Annotated in this window: 13 protein-coding genes; all 13 read right to left on the bottom strand. The window is 62.5% G+C overall.

From position 1 onward, the window contains the following. On the bottom strand, positions 1-1,068 hold the full coding sequence (locus tag V5E99_RS02640) for an autotransporter domain-containing protein (RefSeq protein ID WP_499800712.1): 1,068 nt from the start codon (positions 1,066-1,068) through the stop codon (positions 1-3). A gap of 323 nt (positions 1,069-1,391) precedes the next feature. Further along, a complete protein-coding gene (locus V5E99_RS02635; RefSeq protein WP_499800710.1) occupies positions 1,392-4,013 on the bottom strand; it encodes an autotransporter family protein in 2,622 nt (873 codons plus the stop codon). 194 nt (positions 4,014-4,207) lie between these two features. Continuing rightward, on the bottom strand, positions 4,208-4,996 hold the full coding sequence (locus tag V5E99_RS02630; RefSeq protein WP_499800708.1) for an endonuclease/exonuclease/phosphatase family protein: 789 nt from the start codon (positions 4,994-4,996) through the stop codon (positions 4,208-4,210). A gap of 166 nt (positions 4,997-5,162) precedes the next feature. Next, a complete protein-coding gene (locus V5E99_RS02625; protein ID WP_499800707.1) occupies positions 5,163-5,921 on the bottom strand; it encodes a PIG-L deacetylase family protein in 759 nt (252 codons plus the stop codon). Between the two features lie 184 nt (positions 5,922-6,105). Further along, positions 6,106-6,765 carry a glycosyltransferase family 2 protein gene (locus V5E99_RS02620; RefSeq protein WP_499800705.1) on the bottom strand — a complete coding sequence of 220 codons (660 nt, stop codon included), beginning with the start codon at positions 6,763-6,765 and terminating at the stop codon, positions 6,106-6,108. Further along, the gene (locus V5E99_RS02615) at positions 6,762-7,361 is read right to left on the bottom strand and encodes an SAM-dependent methyltransferase (protein ID WP_499800703.1); all 600 of its coding nucleotides are present in this window, start codon (positions 7,359-7,361) and stop codon (positions 6,762-6,764) included. Before V5E99_RS02615 ends, V5E99_RS02620 begins: the two co-directional genes overlap by 4 nt. Further along, positions 7,358-8,116 carry a PIG-L deacetylase family protein gene (locus V5E99_RS02610; protein WP_499800701.1) on the bottom strand — a complete coding sequence of 253 codons (759 nt, stop codon included), beginning with the start codon at positions 8,114-8,116 and terminating at the stop codon, positions 7,358-7,360. The genes V5E99_RS02615 and V5E99_RS02610 overlap by 4 nt, the downstream gene beginning before the upstream one ends. Continuing rightward, on the bottom strand, positions 8,113-9,102 hold the full coding sequence (locus V5E99_RS02605) for an acyl-CoA dehydrogenase family protein (RefSeq protein WP_499800700.1): 990 nt from the start codon (positions 9,100-9,102) through the stop codon (positions 8,113-8,115). The genes V5E99_RS02610 and V5E99_RS02605 overlap by 4 nt, the downstream gene beginning before the upstream one ends. A 1-nt stretch (position 9,103) precedes the next feature. Then, entirely contained in the window at positions 9,104-11,263 is a 2,160-nt protein-coding gene (gene glgX, locus V5E99_RS02600; protein WP_499800698.1) for a glycogen debranching protein GlgX, read from the bottom strand. A 228-nt stretch (positions 11,264-11,491) separates the two neighbouring features. Next, positions 11,492-11,830 carry a DUF2934 domain-containing protein gene (locus tag V5E99_RS02595; RefSeq protein ID WP_499800696.1) on the bottom strand — a complete coding sequence of 113 codons (339 nt, stop codon included), beginning with the start codon at positions 11,828-11,830 and terminating at the stop codon, positions 11,492-11,494. Between the two features lie 21 nt (positions 11,831-11,851). Further along, complete coding sequence (locus V5E99_RS02590) at positions 11,852-14,647, bottom strand: malto-oligosyltrehalose synthase (protein ID WP_499800695.1); 2,796 nt, start codon at positions 14,645-14,647, stop codon at positions 11,852-11,854. Then, complete coding sequence (gene malQ / locus V5E99_RS02585; RefSeq protein ID WP_499800693.1) at positions 14,644-16,722, bottom strand: 4-alpha-glucanotransferase; 2,079 nt, start codon at positions 16,720-16,722, stop codon at positions 14,644-14,646. Before malQ ends, V5E99_RS02590 begins: the two co-directional genes overlap by 4 nt. Further along, positions 16,719-18,515 (bottom strand): malto-oligosyltrehalose trehalohydrolase, encoded by a 1,797-nt coding sequence (treZ, locus tag V5E99_RS02580; RefSeq protein ID WP_499800692.1) that lies wholly within the window; start codon positions 18,513-18,515, stop codon positions 16,719-16,721. The genes malQ and treZ overlap by 4 nt, the downstream gene beginning before the upstream one ends. Positions 18,516-18,524: the final 9 nt, after the last annotated feature.

Here is an 18,524-nt window from a genome sequence, read left to right as displayed (position 1 = left end):
TCACCACCGCATCCGCACCCCCAAACTGCCAATCAACCCATTCAAATCATTGTCATCCACATCACTGCTGTAATCGGCGCTGACGTACAGGCTGACATTGGGGGTGACTCTGGCGACCAGGCCCAACCCCAATTCGACCGTAGACGAATTGCGGCTGCTGCTGATCTTGTCCACTTGATCCAGGGTCACGGTATTGCCGGTGTACACGGTGTGCCACAGGTTGGTCCGCACGTAAGGTTCGACGGGTAAGCCATTGATGTCGTAACTGCCTTTCAACCGTGCACCGACCCGACCGCTCCAGGAGGTCAAATCGCTGGATGAGGCGTTATTGGCGCCGGCATAGGGCGTGTCCAGGGTGATGCGCTGATTGACCAATTGCGCCTGGGGTTCGACCACCCAGTTCTCGCCCAGGCCAATCGGAAAACCACCCTCCACCGACACGGTCATCGCGCTGCCCTCGGCGGTTTGGCGCATGCCCTGGGCGTCGCGGCTGTAGCCGTTGACGCGTCCGCCGCTGGCGGTCAGGTCCACGTGCCAGCCTTGGGGCCCGGTCAGGCTCCAGTAGGCGCCGAGGCTCTGGCCTTGCAGGTTCAAGGTGTCGTTGCCGGGGTCGGCAAAGCCGCGATTGGGCAGCAAGCCATTGCTGTTGCCCTGGTACTGGCTGGTGCCGCCGATCAGCCCCATTCGCTGCACATGACCACCGCTGCTTTGCAGGGTCAGGATGGCCGGGCCTTTGAATTCGTCGGCGCCGGGGATTGCATAACCCTCGGCTTGATAATCGCTTTGTGCTTGTCGCGAGGCCTTGCCATAGAGCTGATCCCAGGCAGCCGGGGCGGCGTCTTCGACGGTGAGGCGCGAACTTCGCAAATCGGGGCGGGCGGCGAAATGGCCGGGGTAGAGTGTTGCGACGTCGGGCATGGTCAGTGTCGATACGTCCTGGCGATACCAGGGAGTGGCTTCATCCTCAGCAGGCACGGCCTGCACCTCCATGGATGAACACAGCAGGAGTGAGCTCGAGACTGTGCAGAAGGTGATTTTGATCTCTTGTGGGGTGAGTGAAGTTTTCATGGAGGTCTACCTTGCAAACGCATGCCGAATCTCGCTTTGGCGTCTCTCCTACCCCGAATGAGGGGCGACCGAATGGATTGAGGCAAGCCTGTGGCCGCCCGTTTTTGCGGGTGTCTGAGGGCTTGCCCCTGGTGGTGTTTCCGGGGGTAGTAAGGTGTAGCTAAGAAGACCGGCGACCCTGCGTCAAGAAAATGGCCGATAAATGGTAGGGCTATTTTGGTGATTGCAAGTGGCTGATTTGACGGAATTCCATAAGTGGTTGTTTGTACAAAAAATCATCAAAAAACCACCGTGCCAGAGGCTTTTGATAGCTGGCTATCGGCTTACCAGCTCACCCGGATACCCGCATTGCCAACCATGCCGCGCAGCGGATTACTGTCAATATTGCTGGTGTAGTCCGCGCCGGCATACACGCTGACGCTAGAGGCGAGGCTCACGACCACCCCGGCGCCGAGATCGGCCGAGGACGATTGCTGCTGTGTTTCGATCCGGTCAGCGCGATCAAACGTCACCGTGTCAGTGCCGGAAAAGGTGTGCCACAGATTCGCCCGCAGATAAGGCTCCAGCGGCCGCCCACTGACTTCGTAGCGACCCTTCAAGCGAGCGCCGAGGCGACCGGTCCATGCACCATCGGAGTCGAAAGACACCCGGGAAATACCGTCGTCCTGGGTGTCCAGGGAGATGTTCTGATGGATCACTTGTGCCTGGGGCTCCACCACCCAGTTGCCGGCCAGCGCAATCGGGTAACCGGCCTCGACCGAGAGCGTCAGGGCGTGGCCACGGTTGTCGAGTTTGAGGCCGCGATCGGAACGGTTATCGCCGTCGAACCGGGTGCCCATGACCACGGTATCGACGTACCAGCCCTTGGGATCGGTCAGCGTCCAGTACAAGCCGTAGCTGTCGCCTTCAAGCGCTATGCTGCCGGCGTGCTGGCCTCTGAAGCCTTCATTGAAACCGTCGACATCGCCTTGCAAACGGGTGTGGCCGACGAAGAACCCGGTGCGCTGGGTTTGTCCACCCGATGTTTGTGAGCTGTACAGATCGTTGCCGACCTGAAAACCGTTCAAGGAGCCATTGAGTCGCGGCGTCACTGTGCCGGCCCAGGTCTGGTCGAAGTTTTTGCCATAGACCCGAGCCCAACCGGCGCCGAACGTGCCGGTTTCGGTCAGCAGACGTTGATCACCTTGCCGATCATGGAAGGTGCCCAAGGCGCTGAGGGTCAATTGCGCGGCGGCGGGAGGCAGCACCGACCAGGTCGGGACTTCCGGGCGGTACAAGGGAATCGGCGCGGCGCCGGGCACTGCCGCTGGCAACACCGGGGCGGACGACGCCACTGCGACGAGGGTCGGTGGCAAGGTCGGGTCGGCGTTGGGAATGCTGATGATTGTCGGCGTCGCTGCCGCCACGGGGGTCGCCACCGCCGCCACGATGATGGGTGGCAAGTCTGGATCGGGATTGGGAATGCTCGTGGCCGCTGCGGGTGCAACGACGGCCGAACGCAGGTACCAACTGTTTTCGCTGCCCGCAGTCACGCCACCCTTGAACAGGTGGTAATCGTAGGCGCCAGCCGACACCGGGCCCCTGAGGACAAACGCCGAGTTGTCGCTGATCGCCGTGCCTTGGGCCTGGACCAACTGGATGCCGTTCTGCTGAGTCAGTCCGCCAACCCCGCCCAGGTTGCTGATGCTGATGAGGGTGATGCCGGTCAAGGTCCCGTTGTTCACCACCAGTTTGTCGCTGGGGGAATTGTCATCGCCGATCACGCTTTGCAGCAGCAGTTGGCCGCCATTGCCGGTGTAGTTGCCCTGCACCGTCAGGGTGTCGTCGGTGCGGCTACTGCCGCTGGCCAGGTCGATCACACCTGCGTTGTTCAGGGTGACCAACTGGCCGGAAGTGAAGGGCGAGAGGTTGCCTTGGCTGGTCGCCAGGGTGCTGCTGCCGTCGATATTGAACACACCGGTGCCACTGGCGCTGTCGCCGAGGACAAAGTTGCCGGCGAGGTTGAATTGCGATCCGTTGCTCAGGTTGACGGTCTCCCAGTTGATATAGCGGGCGGGCGTCGCAGCGGCGGAGTGATCAAAGGTCAGCAGATCATTGCCGGGACCGCCGTCGATGCTCGGGGTCAGGGCGAGGAGGCTTTCATTCAGATTGCTCAGGGTTGCGCGGTCGTTGCCTTCGCCCATCAACACCGCCGAGCGGATGATCCCGCCGCCACTCCAGGTCAGCGTGTCGTCGCCGGTGCTGGCGCGGATTTCGCCGACGATCTCGCCACCGGTCACGGTGATGCTGTCGTTGCCGCCGCTGACACTGATGTTGCCGCCGATTCGACCGCCCGACACGATGATGGTGTCGGTGCCGAAACCGGTTACCAGGTTGCCGAGGATTTGCCCGCCGGACAGATCAAAAATATTGTTATCGAGCTTCATGTCGACCCGGCCGATGGTGCCACCGGTCATCCTCGCCACATCGCCGTCCTCGAACGCGCCGGTGATCGTGCCGCCGGTCATCAGGAAGGTGTCGCGACCGTCGCCCTGGGCGAGGGACTGGATCGTCCCGCCGCTCATGACGAAATCATCGATACCGTTGCCCTGACTGACCGCCCCGGTGATTTGCCCGGCGCTGATGCGCAGGCTGTCATTGCCATCGCCCAGATCCAGCGCGCCCGCGAGCGTCCCGGAATTCATCTGCACCGTGTCGATGCCGGCGCCGAAGGTCACATTACCGTTGATGCGCCCGGTGCCGTTGGCGGGGAAGGTCAGGCTGTTATTGCCCGCCAGATCCGTCAATGCACCGCTGGTGCCACTGTCGCAGGTGAAGGTGTCGTTGCCGGGGCCGGCGATCAATGTGCAGGCGGCAGGGGCGGGGGAGCTGATAAACATCAGCAGTGAAGCGGGGACAGCAAAGGCCTGCGGCAATGCCCGCAGCAGCCCGGCGTAACGATTCATGGCGAATCCCTTCTCGAGTTTCGGGATGTCATCCTTGGTAAATCGCCGGACTCTCAATCAACCCTAATTCATGAACTACGTGAGGCCTGTGCCCTAACGAATTGAACGCGCTGCTCCTTAGCTATTTGAAGGTGTAGACGCGTTTTTTTAACGGGTCGAGGGCGGCTGACGAATGGTTCTGTCAAAAGTGCGATTCACAGGTGCACTTCAACGGCCAACGGCAAGTGATCCGACAGGTGCGTCCAGGGCTTGTTGCCGAGTATTCGCGGGTTGTGGCTACTGGCGTTGCGCAGGTAAATGCGGTCCAGGCGCAGCAGTGGAAAACGGGCCGGGTAGGTCTTGGCGGGGCGTCCGTGGTGACGTTCGAAGGCTTCGTGCAAGTAGTCGCGTCGGGCGAGGGCGGCGTTGCCTTGCAACTGCCAGTCATTGAAATCACCGGCGATGATCACGGGCGCATCGTCGGGCAAGGATTCGAGCAATTGGCAGAGCAGTTGCAACTGCAACTGACGATGGCTTTCGAGCAGGCTCAGGTGCACGCAGATCGCATGGACTTCGGCATGGCCCGGCACGTCCAGCACACAGTGCAACAAGCCACGACGCTCGGGGCCGGTGATTGACACATCGAGGTTGCGGAACTCGCGAATCGGGTATTTGGACAGAAGCGCGTTGCCGTGGTGACCGTCAGGGTAGACCGCGTTGCGGCCATAGGCGAAATCACTCCACATGCTGTCGGCGAGGAACTCGTATTGCGACATCTGCGGCCAGGCGTGGTAACGGGAAGAATGCCGCTCATGTTCACCGACCACCTCCTGCAAAAACACCAGGTCTGCCGAGGTACTGCGCACTGCTTCGCGCAGCTCCGGGAGGATGAAACGGCGGTTGAGCGCGGTGAATCCTTTGTGGGTGTTGACCGTGAGCACCCGCAGTCGGTGAACGGCCGTGGGGGTGTTCAATGGCGCGGGGTTTAGCGAGTTGCGGGTCACGTTGGCTCCTCTGAATCAGGCTGCATAACTATGCGACTGACTCAGCGGCGGGCAGTTCAGCGGATTTGTGGTGATGCCGAAAAGATCGCAGCCTTCGGCAGCTCCTACAGGGTGAACGCCATTCAAATGTAGGAGCTGCCGAAGGCTGCGATTTTTTGATCTTTCTTCAGACAAACACAATTTCATACGGCAACCGCACCCGCTCCAGCAACACCCTCGGCAACAACGGCGCAATGCCGATGGCCGGTTCGCCGTCGAGCTGGCTGGCGTAGGCATGGATGGCGTGGCTTTTGCGGGCGACGGTCCAGGTGTCGAGGCGTACCTTGCGTGCCCGGTGCCAAGGGATCAGCCCTTGGTCACGATTGGGCCAGTGCCAGGCCCAGACCGGTATTTCATGACACGCCACGCCGACGATCGCCGCCGCCCTGGCGCAGGCCCGGCCGACCGCGTCATGGTCATCGTTGCCGTCTTCGCTCCAGGTACTGAACACCACGTCCCCCGGTCGCAGGTAGCGCGCAATGTAGTGGGTCAGTTGCTGTTCGCGCTCGGCCAGGGCGTTGTCGGTGAAGCCGCCGCGAATCCATTTCAGGCTGTGCATAGGCAACCCGAGGCGACGCAGGGCTTCGACACTTTCCTGGGGACGGAACACGCTCAAGCGTTTTTCCGACCACTGCTGCGAGCCCGGATGACTGGCGCTGCCGTCGGTGATCGAGATCAATTGCAGGGGGTGGCCGAGGCCGGAGAGTAACTGCAGCAAGCCGCCGCAGGTCACCACTTCATCGCCCGGATGCGGCGCGATGACCACAGCGCGGGCGCCTTCGGGCACCAGGGACTGGGTGTTGATGACCGGGATGTTGTCCAGTTGCGGGGCGCTGTTCCAGATCTGGGCGAGTGCGTTGCTTTCGCTGATGAAGACCGATTTCATGACCAGTACGTCCTTGTTCTGTCTCGCCCTCAGTCGTGCGCGGTGCTTGATTTATCAAGCCTGGCAGACCCGTGAGGGCTGGTTGATAGCAATGTACCGCGCTCCAAACCCTGGATTGCGGCGGGTAGAGTATTGCTCATGCGGCGCTATTCGTCGCCTCGCTGTTAAATTGAGTCGGTTTTTTTTAGTCGATCTGTACCATGTTTCGCAAAAAATCCCCGAAGCCACCCCGGGCACGGCTGTCCAGCCGGGCGCTGGTCAGCACCTGCGGGCGGTGGCTCCAGGCGATGTTCGCGCCACAGCGTTCCAGTTGCCGCACCAGTTGCACATCTTCATCGCAGGCCAGCGGTTCGAAGCCGCCGGCACGTTCATAGGCCTCGGCACTGATGCCCAAATTCGCGCCGTGGATATGCCGATGGCCATCGCGAGCCTGATAACCCTGGTGATAGCGAATCTGCGCCGCTTCATCGAACGCGACGTTCCACTGATCGACCGTGACCGTGCCACACACCGCGTCGGCGCCCAGGGCCAGTTGCGCCACCAGCCAGTCCTTGGCCACTCGGCTGTCAGCGTCCGAGCAGGAAATCCAGCGCACCCCGCGCTCCAGCAGAAACCGCGCCCCAGCGGCCCGGGCCTGGCCGACATTGCGTGCCTCGATCGTCAGGCTGTGCACCGGGTAGCGCTCGACAATCGCCGAAGATCGATCGGTGCAGCTATCGAGCACCACCAGCACCAGCACCGTTTCACCTTCCAGTCGCTCGTGGCACCCGGCGCGCAGGGCCGCGCGTATGCATTCTTCGATCAAGTCTTCTTCGTTGTGCGCCGGTATCAAGATGCCAATCATCGCAAGCCCTCCAGAGCCGCCACGGAGCGGGGTTCTCGGCTCCAGAGTTCCAACAGGAAATCCGCCTCTTGATGCAAGACCAGGCGCGGCAGGTGCAAATGTTCGTGGAGCAGGTCATGGACCTGGCGGGCATTCAGCGGGCAACCGTCGATGGGCGGGCGCCAGTGGCAGGCGAGCAATTGGCCGTCCGCCGTGAGTGAATGTTCGGCCTGGGCGATCAAGCGTTTGAGGTCGTCGGCGTCCAGGTAATAGCCGACTTCGCTGATCACAATCAGGTCGAATTTTTCCTCGGGCCACTCCGTCGGTAAACGGCTTTGACGAACGTCGGCGTGGTCGAACAGGCTCAACCGCGTGCGGGCCAATGCGACAGCGGCAGCGGCAGTGTCGCAGCACAGCAGGCGATCACAGCGGGCGGCCAGTGCAGCGCTAAGTTCACCGTTGGCGCAACCGGGCTCGAAGATCGCGCGGTAGTGGGGCCGGGGCAGGGCGGCGAGGGTGATGGCGCGTTTGCGTTGTTCGTACCAGCGTTCGCGGAACGCCCAAGGGTCGTCATTGCCCGCAAACAAACCGTCGAAATAGCGATCCTCGACACTCATAAAAACACCACTTCAAACGGTTGCAGCAATCGGTCCAGCACATAGGGCGCGAGCACGGGCGGCAGACCGACCTGCGGGTCGCCTTCCAACTGGCTGGCGAACGCATGGATCGCATGGCGCTTGCGGGCGACCAGGTGCGGCGCCAGCAGAATCTTTCGCGCACGATGCCAGGGCACAAAGCTGTCTTCCGGCGTTGCCCAGTGCCAGGTCCAGACCGGTAATTCATGCAGGGTCGCGCCGACCCGTTTCGCCGCGTCGGCACTGGCGCGCCCCACGGCCTCATGATCGCAATGGCCGTCCTCGCGCCACGTGGTGAAGACCACGTCGTCGGGCCGCAGGTGTCGCTCGATAAACGCGCTCAACTCGGCTTCCCGCGCCGCCACTTGGCTGTCGGCAAAACCACCGCGCAGCCATTTCAGACTGTGCAGCGGCAGGCCGAGTCGATGCAGGGCTTCGACCGATTCCTGGGGGCGCACGGCGCTCAGGCGCTCCACTGGCCAACGCCGGGAGCCGGGGTGACTGGCGCTGCCATCGGTCACCGAAATCAATTGCAACGCTCGGCCAGCGGCGGCCAGCAGTTGCAGGAAACCACCACAGCCGAGCACTTCATCGTCCGGGTGCGGGGCGATAATCACGGCCCGGGCGCCCTCGGGAACCAGCTCCAGAATGTCGATGACCGGCAACTGCGCCAGGTGGCTGGAGGTTTGCCACAGGTGCAGGGGCGTGCCCTGGCCAACGATGGGATTGGTTTTCATAGCGTCCATGCCTCGTTGATGATTTTCTGGCCGAGGGCGGCGAGGTCCCGTTCGGCATGACTTTGACGCAGGAACACCGGCAAATCGGCGATCAAGCGGGCGAACTGCCGATCCTTGCAATACGGCCCGGCGCCGAGGGCGTGACCGACGTGCTGGATGACGAGTTCGGCGCTGTGCTCGACCACCGCACGGGCACGCCGGGCCAGTAGTTCAGCGTCTTCCGTGGGCGCCGCATCGATGGTCAACGCGCTCACGCGCAATACTTCAACGGCGGCGTGCAAGGCACTGTCGACGGCGCCGAGGTGGGCCAGGGCATGGGGTTCTTCACGGGTTGCGCAGTGGCGGCGCAAGCGCTCGGCAATGCTCTGCGCCGCGCCATACCAGCAGGCGGCAATGCCGATCCCGCCTTGCCAGAAACCCGGTCGCTGCAAGTAGTCGCCGGGATGGCCGATGGCTTGCGCCTCGGCGCCTTCAAACAGCACCTCGACGCTGCCGGTGGCGCCCATGCCCACCGCTTGCCAGCCGTCGGTCGTAACATTCACGCCGGGTTGATCCAGCGCCACCGCGACCAGTTGCTGACGGTCCTGCTGATCCCACGCGGTGAGCAAGGCATGGCTGAGCACCGCCGCGCCCGAACACCAAGCCTTGCGCCCGTTGAGCAGCACCCTGTGCCCTGAGGGCGTGACCCGAACCCTGGCTTGCGGCGGTTCGGCGGCCCACATACCCCAGGTGCTGGCGGGCGTTGGCGAACCGCCGAGTTGCTGGATAATCGCCAACGCGTCGGTGTGCCCCTCATACAACTTGCACAACCCCAGATCATGCCCGCCGACCTCGGCCAGACGCTGAAACCGCTCCAGTGTCTGGCCGTTGCCGGGCAATGGAAGCTGATCGAGACCGGCCTCCACCAGTGCCCGCAGGCATCGGCCTAGGGCCTGGGTATCGGCGTAGTCCGGTGGCGAGTGTTGAAGAAACGCTTGAAGGTCCATTTCACTCTTCATCCTCATGCTGCAATTCGAACAGCAACAGCGAGCGGCCAGTGACCGAATATTCGTGACCGAACTCAAAGCGTTCCTGGCCGCGAATCGATGGCTGATTGGTGTCGATCATGCAGGTCCAGTGACCGCCGTCCGGCACTTCCGGCAGGCTGAAGTTGACGATGTCGTGATGGGCGTTGACCACCAGCAGCAACGTCGCATCGCCACCCTTGCGGCGGATGCCGGTTTCCTGGGCGCGACCGTCGAGCAGCATGCCGAGGCAGCGGCCGTGACCTTCCTGCCACTGTTCGGTGCTCATCTCGTTGCCGTCCGGAGCCAGCCAGGTCACGTCTTTGACGCCGATGTCCTCGTTGTAATTGCCGACGAGGAAGCGTCCGCGACGCAGGATCGGATACGCCAGGCGCAACTTGATCAGGCGTTTAACGAACTTGAGCAACGCCTTGCCGTCCTCGCTCAGGTCCCAATTGACCCAGCCGATGTCGCTGTCCTGGCAATAGGCGTTGTTGTTGCCGTCCTGGGTGCGGGCAAATTCGTCGCCGGCCACCAGCATGGGCGTGCCCTGGGACAGCAGCAGCGTGGCGAAGAAGTTGCGCATCTGCCGCTGACGCAACGCGTTGATTTCCGGATCATCGGTCGGGCCTTCGACGCCGTGGTTCCAGGACAGGTTGTTGTTGCTGCCGTCCTGATTGTTTTCGTCGTTGGCTTCGTTGTGTTTGTCGTTGTAGGACACCAGGTCGTTGAGGGTGAAACCGTCGTGGGCGGTGATGAAGTTCACCGACGCATACGGCCGGCGCCCGCGCTGGTTGAACATCTCGCCGGAAGCGGTCATGCGGCTGGCGAAGTCCGCCAGTTGGCCGTCATCACCTTTCCAGAACGCGCGTACGGTGTCGCGGAATTTGTCGTTCCATTCGACCCAGCCCGGCGGAAAACCACCGACCTGATAACCACCGGGGCCGCAGTCCCAGGGCTCGGCGATCATCTTCACCTGGCGCAATACTGGGTCCTGGCGGCAAGCGACGAGGAAGCTGTGACGCTCGTCAAAACCGTCGTGATAACGCCCGAGAATGGTCGCCAGGTCGAAGCGGAAACCGTCCACGTGCATTTCCGTGGCCCAGTAGCGCAACGAGTCGGTGACCATTTGCAGCACGCACGGGTGACTCAAATCCAGGGTGTTGCCGGTGCCGGAATCGTTGATGTAGAAGCGTTTGTCATCCGGCATCAAGCGGTAGTACGAGGCGTTGTCGATCCCGCGCATCGATAGCGTCGGGCCTTGCTCGTTGCCCTCGGCGGTGTGGTTGTAGACCACGTCGAGGATCACTTCCAGATTGGCTTCGTGCAGGTGCGCGACCATTTCCTTGAACTCGGCGATCTTGCCGCTGGCCAGGTAGCGCGGGTCCGGGGCGAAGAAGGCGATGCTGTTGTAGCCCCAGTAATTGGTCATGCCTTTGTGCAACAGGTGCTGGTCGTTGACGAACGCGTGGATCGGCAGCAATTCCACGCTCGACACGCCGAGCTTGCGAATGTGTTCGAGCACATCATCGACCATCAACCCGGCGAAGGTGCCACGCACGTTCTCGGGGACGGAAGGGTGACGCATGCTGATGCCGCGCACGTGAGTCTCATAAATGATCGTTTTGTCCCACGGCACGCTGACCCGATGGTCGTGGCCCCAGGTGTGCGCCGGGTCGATGACTTTGCATTTGGGGACGAAGGGCGCGCTGTCCCGCTCATCGAAACTGAGGTCGGCGTCGGGATGGCCGATGGTGTAGCCGAACAGGGCCTCGGACCATTTCAACTGGCCGACCAATTGCTTGGCGTAGGGGTCGATCAGCAATTTGTTGTGGTTAAAACGATGGCCGTTGGCCGGGTCGTAGGCACCGTAGACGCGGTAGCCGTAGATCAGCCCTGGATGGGCGTCTGGCAAGTAGCCGTGGTAGATCTCGTCGGTGTATTCCGGCAGCTCGATGCGCTCCAGTTCCACTTCGCCGGCGTCGTCGAAGATGCACAGTTCGACTTTGGTGGCGTTGGCGGAAAACAGCGCAAAGTTGACCCCCAGGCCATCCCAGGTCGCGCCCAGCGGGAAGGGCAAACCTTCACGGATTCGCGAGGCCTCGGCTTGAGGTTCTGGCGCGGGTTTTTTCGGACTGGTCATAGATGCTCCTGCAAAAAAGGGGTGACAAAAACGGTATCGTGTCGGTCGGTCTCAATTTGTAGGAGCTGCCGAAGGCTGCGATCTTTTGACTTTTCAAAGCAAGATCAAGAGATCGCAGCCTTCGGCAGCTCCTACGGGGGAATGCGTAATGCTCTTTATTCCGGGCGAGTGCGCCCACAGTGGCGAGTGGGCTCGCCACGAGTTCAATCAGGACAATTCAGTGAAGCGTCAAACCGCTGGTGGTTTTTTCACCGTGCGAGGTTTTTTCTCGGCGGCTTTTTCACCCGGCGGAGTGACCTTTGCTGCGGCAGCAAGTTTGACTTTGGCTTTCGCTGCCGAGGGTTTGCCCGCGACACCGTTTAGCTTGGAATCAGCCTTGGCCGCGGCCGGTTTCGCGGCAGCGGCTTTGCTGGCGGCAGCCTTCGGTGATTTCTTCGGTGCCAGTGCTTCCGCTTCGGCCAGCTTGCGCGCCATCTCCCAGTGGCGAGCGTCCTGACCTTCGGGCTTTCCTTCGGATTCCCAGATTTGATAGGCAAATTCACGAACGCGTTTATCTTCGGTACTCATCGCAATGCTCCTGAACTGAACTCAAATGTCGATAGTTTGGATAAAGAGATTGACCGGGAAGTCCCCCAGCGCGGCGCTGATACTCAGCTCCCTGTGATTTGTGACTACTGCGTTTGAAAAAAGTCCCTTCAGGTTTTCGTCCGGGGCGGCGAACGGTAATTTCACCCGAGTATCGCCCCACAGCAGCGCGTCAACCCGAGGTACGGCACTGTTTTCCAGCAACCCGGCACAGCGTATCGGTACGATCACGATGGCGCGTTTTCCTTCGTGCGTGCGCGTAAACGCCAACACGCGATGGGCTTCGCTGCCGAGCACTTCAAGGGCTTGATAGGTCCCTTGGCGAAACAGCTCGGCATGTTCGGCCCGCCGGTTCAGCGTAGCGGCGATCAAGCGTTGCTTGATGCGCCCGTCACGCCAGTTCGCCAACAGTTCGGGCACCTCGAACGGTGCTTGCAGCGACTGCTGACGGCTGGCGTAATCCACCGGCCGGCGGTTGTCCGGGTCGACCAGGGTGAAGTCCCAAAAGTCATCGCCCTGATAGAGGTCCGGCACCCCCGGCACAGTCATTCGCAGCAAGGTTTGCGCCAATCCGTTCAGCGCCCCGGGCGTGGCAATCGCCTGGGCTGCTTCACCGAGGGCGCAGCGCAACAGCTGACCTTCGGCGCTGAGCAATAGCCGATTGAGGAAGGCTTCGCAGGCCTGTTCGTAGGCCTCGTTCGGTGCGCTCCAACTGCTTTGCAACTTGGCTTCGCGCAGGGCTTTTTGCTGCCACTGCCACAGGCGCTTGGCGTAGTCCTCAAGGGCTGGTTGATCGTCGCTGCGCAAGGTCAGCGGCCAACTGCCGAGAATCGCTTGATAAAGGATCAGCTCATCGCCGGCCGAGGGGGCGCTGTCATCGCTGCGCAGTGCGCGGGCCAGGGTTCGCCAATGCTCGACCTGTTCGGCGTACCAGCCACTGCGCTCGCTCAACACCGCGAGGCGCGCGCGGGTGTCTTCGCCACGCTTGTGGTCGTGGGTCGCGGTGGCCAGCAGGTTGTTCGGGAAGGCGTCGAAACGCTGTTGGCAAGCGTCGTGGAAATCGCTGACCGGCGCACTGAACTGTTCGGTGCTGAACCCCACGTCGTTGCGCGACAGCAACACCGCCGAGCGATAAAACGCGGTGTCTTCCACAGCCTTGGCCGCCGCAGGCGACGTCAGTTGCTGAAAACGCACGCAGGCGTGCTTGAGGATCTTGCGCTGGCGGCCCACCGGACGTTTGCGCCAAGGCTCGCCGCCGAGCCAGCCGGCCAGGCAATCGAGCACTGGCCAGTCGGCCTCGCCCAAGGTTTGCCGAGCACCGTCCATGGCGTGCTGGAAAAACACGTCGTCCTCGGCCGAGCGGCCACGGGGGCTGATGTAGGTGCGGTACACCGGGAAATGCACGATCAATTCCTGCAACGCCCGGCGAATCGCGCCCAAGGTCAGGTCGCGGGTCATCAGGTCATCCCGGGCCACTTGCAGCAAGGCCTGGGCGACGCTTTCAAAATCCCCGGCCAGGGAACCGTTGAGGATTTGCTGACGGGCCAGTCGCGCTTCGACGATAAACTCGGCGGGCCGTTCACTGTGGCGGCTCCACAGTTCCCCCAGGGTTTCGGCGCCGGCCGGGTCGTGTTGCAGCAACGACAACTGGTTCATGAATTCATAACCGGTGGTGCCATCCACCGACCAGTCGCGGTGCAGGGTTTCGCCTTCGCCGAGGATCTTCTCGACGTAGATCGGCAAATGCCGTTGCGGTGACAGGCTATCGACCCGACGCCGCAGTTTTCGGCAATAACCCCGAGGGTCAGCGAGGCCGTCGATGTGGTCGATGCGCAGACCGTCCACCAAACCTTCGGCAATCAACTCGAAGATTTTCGCGTGGGTGGCTTCGAACACCGCCGGACGCTCGACCCGCAGGCCGCCGAGTTCATTGACATCGAAAAAGCGCCGCCAGTTGATGTCGTCCGCCGCCGTGCGCCAACTGGCCAGGCGATAACTCTGGCGCTCCAGCAGGTTGTGCAGGTTTTGGAAGCCTTCTGTTGTCAGTGAGTCATACGTGCTGATGTGCTGTTGGATGGTGTGCAGGATGGCCGGGTCGCCCGCCAGTTCACGCAGTTCGGCTTGCAGGGGAATCGCCAGGCTGTGGGCATCGGTCTGATAGCTGAGCGCAGCAAAACGATCGGCCAGGTATTTCAACTGCTCGGTCTGCTCGGCATTCAGGTGCTCGTCAGGCTTGAGCAGTTCGCCGTAGTTTTTCGGGCAGATCGGGAAGTGATGATCGTAATGCTGGACATAGAAAGCGCCATGCTCGGCATCGAAGTGCAGGGGCAGGGTGCCGTCCTGCAACGCGACGCCGTAGTCGCTGCCCAGGAATGGCAGCAGCAACTGGCCTTCCATCAACGGGTCGGCGGAATGCCACTGGATGTCGAAAAACTCGCCGTAAGGACTCAGCCGTCCCCATTCCAGCAAGTCCAGCCACCAGGGGTTATCGCCACCGCCGACGGCCATGTGATTGGAGACGATATCGAGGATCAACCCCATGTTCTGCTGGCGCAGGGCCTCGACCAAACGGCGCAACGCCGCTTCGCCACCGAGTTCCGGGTTGACGCTGGTCGGGTCCACCACGTCGTAGCCGTGCATGGAGCCGGCCCGGGCGCGGAGCAGCGGCGAGGCGTAAATGTGGCTGATGCCGAGGCTGGCGAAGTACGGCACCAGCGGCACCGCATCGTCGAGGGTAAAACCTTTATGAAATTGCAACCGCAGGGTCGCCCGCAGCGGCTGGATAAGGGCTTGATTCATTGGTCACGCTCGCCCGCCTGAAGCCGCGCGCAGGCGAGCAGTTCCAGGCGCCGGGCAGCGTCCGGGTCATCGAGCAAGGCTTCGCTGTCACCGGGCAGGCGCCGCGACCAGTTGGGGTGGGTGTCGGTGGTGCCGGGCAGGTTGGCTTGCTGTTCGATGCCCAAGGCATCTTCCAGCGGTAGCAACACCAGCGGCGCGCGGGTATGGCCGAGGAAGCGGATGGCGGCGTCGAGCACCTGATCGGTCTCGTGGTGTTCTTCACGGAAATTCTGCGGGTCTTCGCCGAGCACCCGACGCAGGCCTTCACGCTCCCGTTCGCGGTGGCGCCGCCATTCGATTTCACCGTTGGCGTCGATCAGCCCGAGGCGGGCATTCCAGTCGATGTCGTGGCCATGCCACCAGCCGTTGATTGTTGGCAAGTCGTGGGTGCTGGTGGTCGCCAGGGCGTTGTCCGGCCAGTCGAGGATTGGCTTGAAGTGGGTGTTGTCCTGTTCAAACAGCAACACCCGCATGCCGAGGATCGAGCGCGCGATGAGTTTTTCCCGCAGGCCTTCGGCCACGGTGCCCAGGTCTTCACCGAGGACAATCGCCTGATGCCGATGGGATTCCAGGGACAACAGGCGCAGCAGGTCGTCCACCGGGTAATACAGGTAAGCGCCGTCGGCGGGGGATGCACCGTTTGGGATCACCCACAAGCGTTGCAGGCCCATGACGTGGTCGATCCGCAGGCCTCCGGCGTGGGCGAAATTGGCGCGCAGCATTTCGATGAATGCGCGAAAACCGTTGCGCACCAGGCCTTCGGGGGAAAACGCGGAAATGCCCCAGCCCTGGCCGGAGCGGTTGAGGATGTCCGGCGGCGCGCCGACGGTCAGCGAGGCGAGCAATTCGTCCTGGCGACTCCAGGCCTGGCTGCCACCGCCGTCGGCACCGACCGCCAGATCAGCGACCAGCCCGATGCCCATCCCGGCGCTGCGCGCAGCGGTTTGCGCACGGGCCAGGCAGCGGTCGATCAGCCATTGGCAGAAGGCGAAGAAGCCGATGCGCCCGGCGTTTTCCTCGGCGAAATCGGCGAGGGCGGCGCTGCGCGGGTCTTGCCATTCTTGCGGCCAGTGACGCCAGTCGAGGTCTTCACCACGGGCGGCGCGAGTCTCTTGGATCGCTTCAAAGCGACAGTGGTTTTCCAGTGCTTCACCGCCGGCATGGCGGAAACTGCTGAAGTCTTCGTGCAAGGGGTGTTCGCCCTGGACAAAGCCTTCGTAGAGCGCCTGCAATAGTTGATGTTTGGCTTCGGCTGCCACCGGCCAGTCGATCAGTGGCAAGGCTTCCAGGTGTTGCAGTTGTTCGGCCAGGCCAGTGGCGTCGATCGCATCGCGCAAGGCGCGTTCGCCGAGGATCGCTCCCGGTGCGGCGTAGAGGCTGTTGAGGAACAAACGGCTGGACGGTGAATATGGGCTGTAGCGATGGGTGTCACTGCTGAACATCGCGTGCATCGGGCTGATGGCCAATGCTTCGGCACCGCGCTCGCCGGCCACTCGGGCCAGGTCTTCCAGGGCCTGGGTATCGCCGAAACCGCCATCGCCGGGGCGGCGCAGCGAATACAACTGCACGCTCAAGCCCCAGGTGCGGGGGATCGGGCTGTCGACGGCATCGCCAACGCTGTAGCAGCGCTCGGGGGCCACGGCCAGGGTGAAAGATTGTCCGTCGATGCTGACATGCTGGTAGCCGACCGGGATCAAACCCGGCAGGATCGCCTCGGCATCGAGTTTCAGGTGCAGGCGCGAGCCGTCTTCAAGATGCACCTCGCAGGGCGTTTCAGGCGCGAAAAAACGCGCCAGGTCGAGGCCTTGGCCGACGTCGGTGGTGATCAGCGGCGGCAAGTGCCGGGTCTGTTGCACGTGCTGCAATTGCAACAGGCTGGCGTCGATTTCCTGAGCACTGCTGGCGGGGTGGCCGAGGCCGGTCAGGACGGCGCGGAGCACCGACGGGGCGACTTTTTGTGGGCGACCATTGGCGTCGATCCAGTCGACGGCCAGGCCAGCACGGCTGGCCAGTATTTCCAGTTGCGCGTCGCTCATAGGCGCTCTCCATCCGGGGGTAGCAAAGGGGTTGCGGCCGTGAGGCTGACTAGCGCGCAATACGGGGCGAGGCTGCCCTGGTTCAACAGGCCGGACGCGGGCGGGTGTTCGAACAGCAGCAACGCGTCGGCCTGTGGGGTGTGGACCACCGGCGTGTCGCTGAGGTTCAGGTCAATGCGCAGCAGGCTGCCGTTGCCGAGCCGCCAGCGTGCTGTCACCGCACCTTCGCCCAGCACTTCGGCGCCCAAGGCCTGAGCGCCGGGCAGGTGTGGGACGATGTGCCGATGACGCAGTTGCAACAGTTGCCGATACAGATCGTGCATGGCTTGCTGCGCCGGGTTACCCGCATGTCTGGGTTGCGAGTCCTCGAAGGTTTGCGGGGCATTCGGGTCGGGGATCTGTTCGCGTTTTTCAGGATCTTTGAACGCACTGAACGCGGCGAATTCGTTACGCCGGCCTTCGCGGACCAATTCGGCCAATTCGCCGTGGTGGCTGGTGAAAAACAGGAACGGTTGCTCGGCGGCGAACTCGTCGCCCATGAACATCAGTGGAATCATCGGCGACAACAGCAACAGCGCGGTGGCGGCCTTCAGCGCATCGGTGGGGGCCAGTTGATGCAGCCGTTCACCGAAGGCGCGATTGCCGATCTGGTCGTGGTTTTGCAGAAACAGCACGAAGGCACTGGGCGGCAGGTGACCACTGGGCTCGCCCCGTGGCTCGCCGTGGCGGGTGAGGTGGCCCTGGAAGACGAAACCCTGGCTCAGGCAGCGCGCCAGTTGTTCGGTGGGGTTGTGCGCATAGTCGGCGTAGTAGGCGTCGGTTTCGCCGGTCAGTAGAACGTGCAAGGCGTTGTGGCCGTCATCGTTCCACTGCGCATCGAAACCTTGCTCCAACAGGCTGGCCTGATTGTGTTCGTTTTCCACGGTCAGCCACACGTGGCGCCCGGGATCGGTCTGGTGACGCACCCGTCGCGCCAGTTCCTGGAGGAAGTCCGGGTCTTCGATGGCGTGTACCGCGTCCAGGCGCAACCCGTCGAAACGGTATTCCAACAGCCACATCAGCGCGTTTTCGATAAAGAAGTCCCGCACCTCGCGGCGGCGGAAGTCGATGGCCGCGCCCCACGGCGTGTGTTTGTCTTCGCGAAAGAAGCTTTTGGCGTAGTGATGCAGGTAATTGCCGTCGGGGCCGAAGTGGTTGTAGACCACGTCGAGCAGCACCGCCAGGCCATGGCCGTGGGCGGTGTCGATCAGGTGTTTGAGTTGTTCGGGTGTGCCGTAGGAGGCTTGGGGCGCGTAGGGCAGGACCCCGTCGTAACCCCAATTGCGCTCGCCGGGGAACTGCGCCAGCGGCATCAGTTCGATGGCGGTGACGCCCAGTTCCACCAGGCGTGTCAGGTGCTGCTCGACGGCAGCGAAACCGCCGAGGGCGCCGACGTGCAGTTCGTAGATCACCGCTTCATTCCACGGCCGACCCTGCCAGGCGCTGTGTTGCCAGTGGTAGGCGAGGGGATCGACCACCACGCTGTGGCGGTCGAGGTCCCCGGCCTGGGCACGGGAGGCCGGGTCGGGCACCTCCAGTTCGCCGTCGATGTTGTAGCGGTAACGCGTGCCGGCGGGGCAGCGGGTCTTGATCACGAACCAGCCATCGGCCTGGGGCAGTAGCGGCAAGGATTGTCCATTGTCCAGTTCGACACTGACGTAAAACGCATCTGGCGCCCACAAGGCAAAACGCGTGTGTTCTGCGTCCAGCATGATTGCGCCGTGGGGCCAGGTTTCAAGGGTCCGTAACGGCATCTTTGAAAA

It is taken from the genome of Janthinobacterium sp. LPB2021202312-11-4 (assembly GCF_037049705.1).
Taxonomy (GTDB): domain Bacteria; phylum Pseudomonadota; class Gammaproteobacteria; order Pseudomonadales; family Pseudomonadaceae; genus Aquipseudomonas.
This window is presented reverse-complemented; position numbering and strand designations above follow the sequence as displayed.

What these genes read in the sequence shown, in the direction of transcription:
- V5E99_RS02640 (WP_499800712.1), bottom strand. Translation starts at nt 1,068, where the DNA reads ATGAAAACTTCACTCACCCCACAAGAGATCAAAATCACCTTCTGCACA.
- V5E99_RS02635 (WP_499800710.1), bottom strand. Translation starts at nt 4,013, where the DNA reads ATGAATCGTTACGCCGGGCTGCTGCGGGCATTGCCGCAGGCCTTTGCT.
- V5E99_RS02625 (WP_499800707.1), bottom strand. Translation starts at nt 5,921, where the DNA reads ATGAAATCGGTCTTCATCAGCGAAAGCAACGCACTCGCCCAGATCTGG.
- V5E99_RS02620 (WP_499800705.1), bottom strand. Translation starts at nt 6,765, where the DNA reads ATGATTGGCATCTTGATACCGGCGCACAACGAAGAAGACTTGATCGAA.
- V5E99_RS02615 (WP_499800703.1), bottom strand. Translation starts at nt 7,361, where the DNA reads ATGAGTGTCGAGGATCGCTATTTCGACGGTTTGTTTGCGGGCAATGAC.
- V5E99_RS02610 (WP_499800701.1), bottom strand. Translation starts at nt 8,116, where the DNA reads ATGAAAACCAATCCCATCGTTGGCCAGGGCACGCCCCTGCACCTGTGG.
- V5E99_RS02605 (WP_499800700.1), bottom strand. Translation starts at nt 9,102, where the DNA reads ATGGACCTTCAAGCGTTTCTTCAACACTCGCCACCGGACTACGCCGAT.
- glgX (WP_499800698.1), bottom strand. Translation starts at nt 11,263, where the DNA reads ATGACCAGTCCGAAAAAACCCGCGCCAGAACCTCAAGCCGAGGCCTCG.
- V5E99_RS02595 (WP_499800696.1), bottom strand. Translation starts at nt 11,830, where the DNA reads ATGAGTACCGAAGATAAACGCGTTCGTGAATTTGCCTATCAAATCTGG.
- V5E99_RS02590 (WP_499800695.1), bottom strand. Translation starts at nt 14,647, where the DNA reads ATGAATCAAGCCCTTATCCAGCCGCTGCGGGCGACCCTGCGGTTGCAA.
- malQ (WP_499800693.1), bottom strand. Translation starts at nt 16,722, where the DNA reads ATGAGCGACGCGCAACTGGAAATACTGGCCAGCCGTGCTGGCCTGGCC.
- treZ (WP_499800692.1), bottom strand. Translation starts at nt 18,515, where the DNA reads ATGCCGTTACGGACCCTTGAAACCTGGCCCCACGGCGCAATCATGCTG.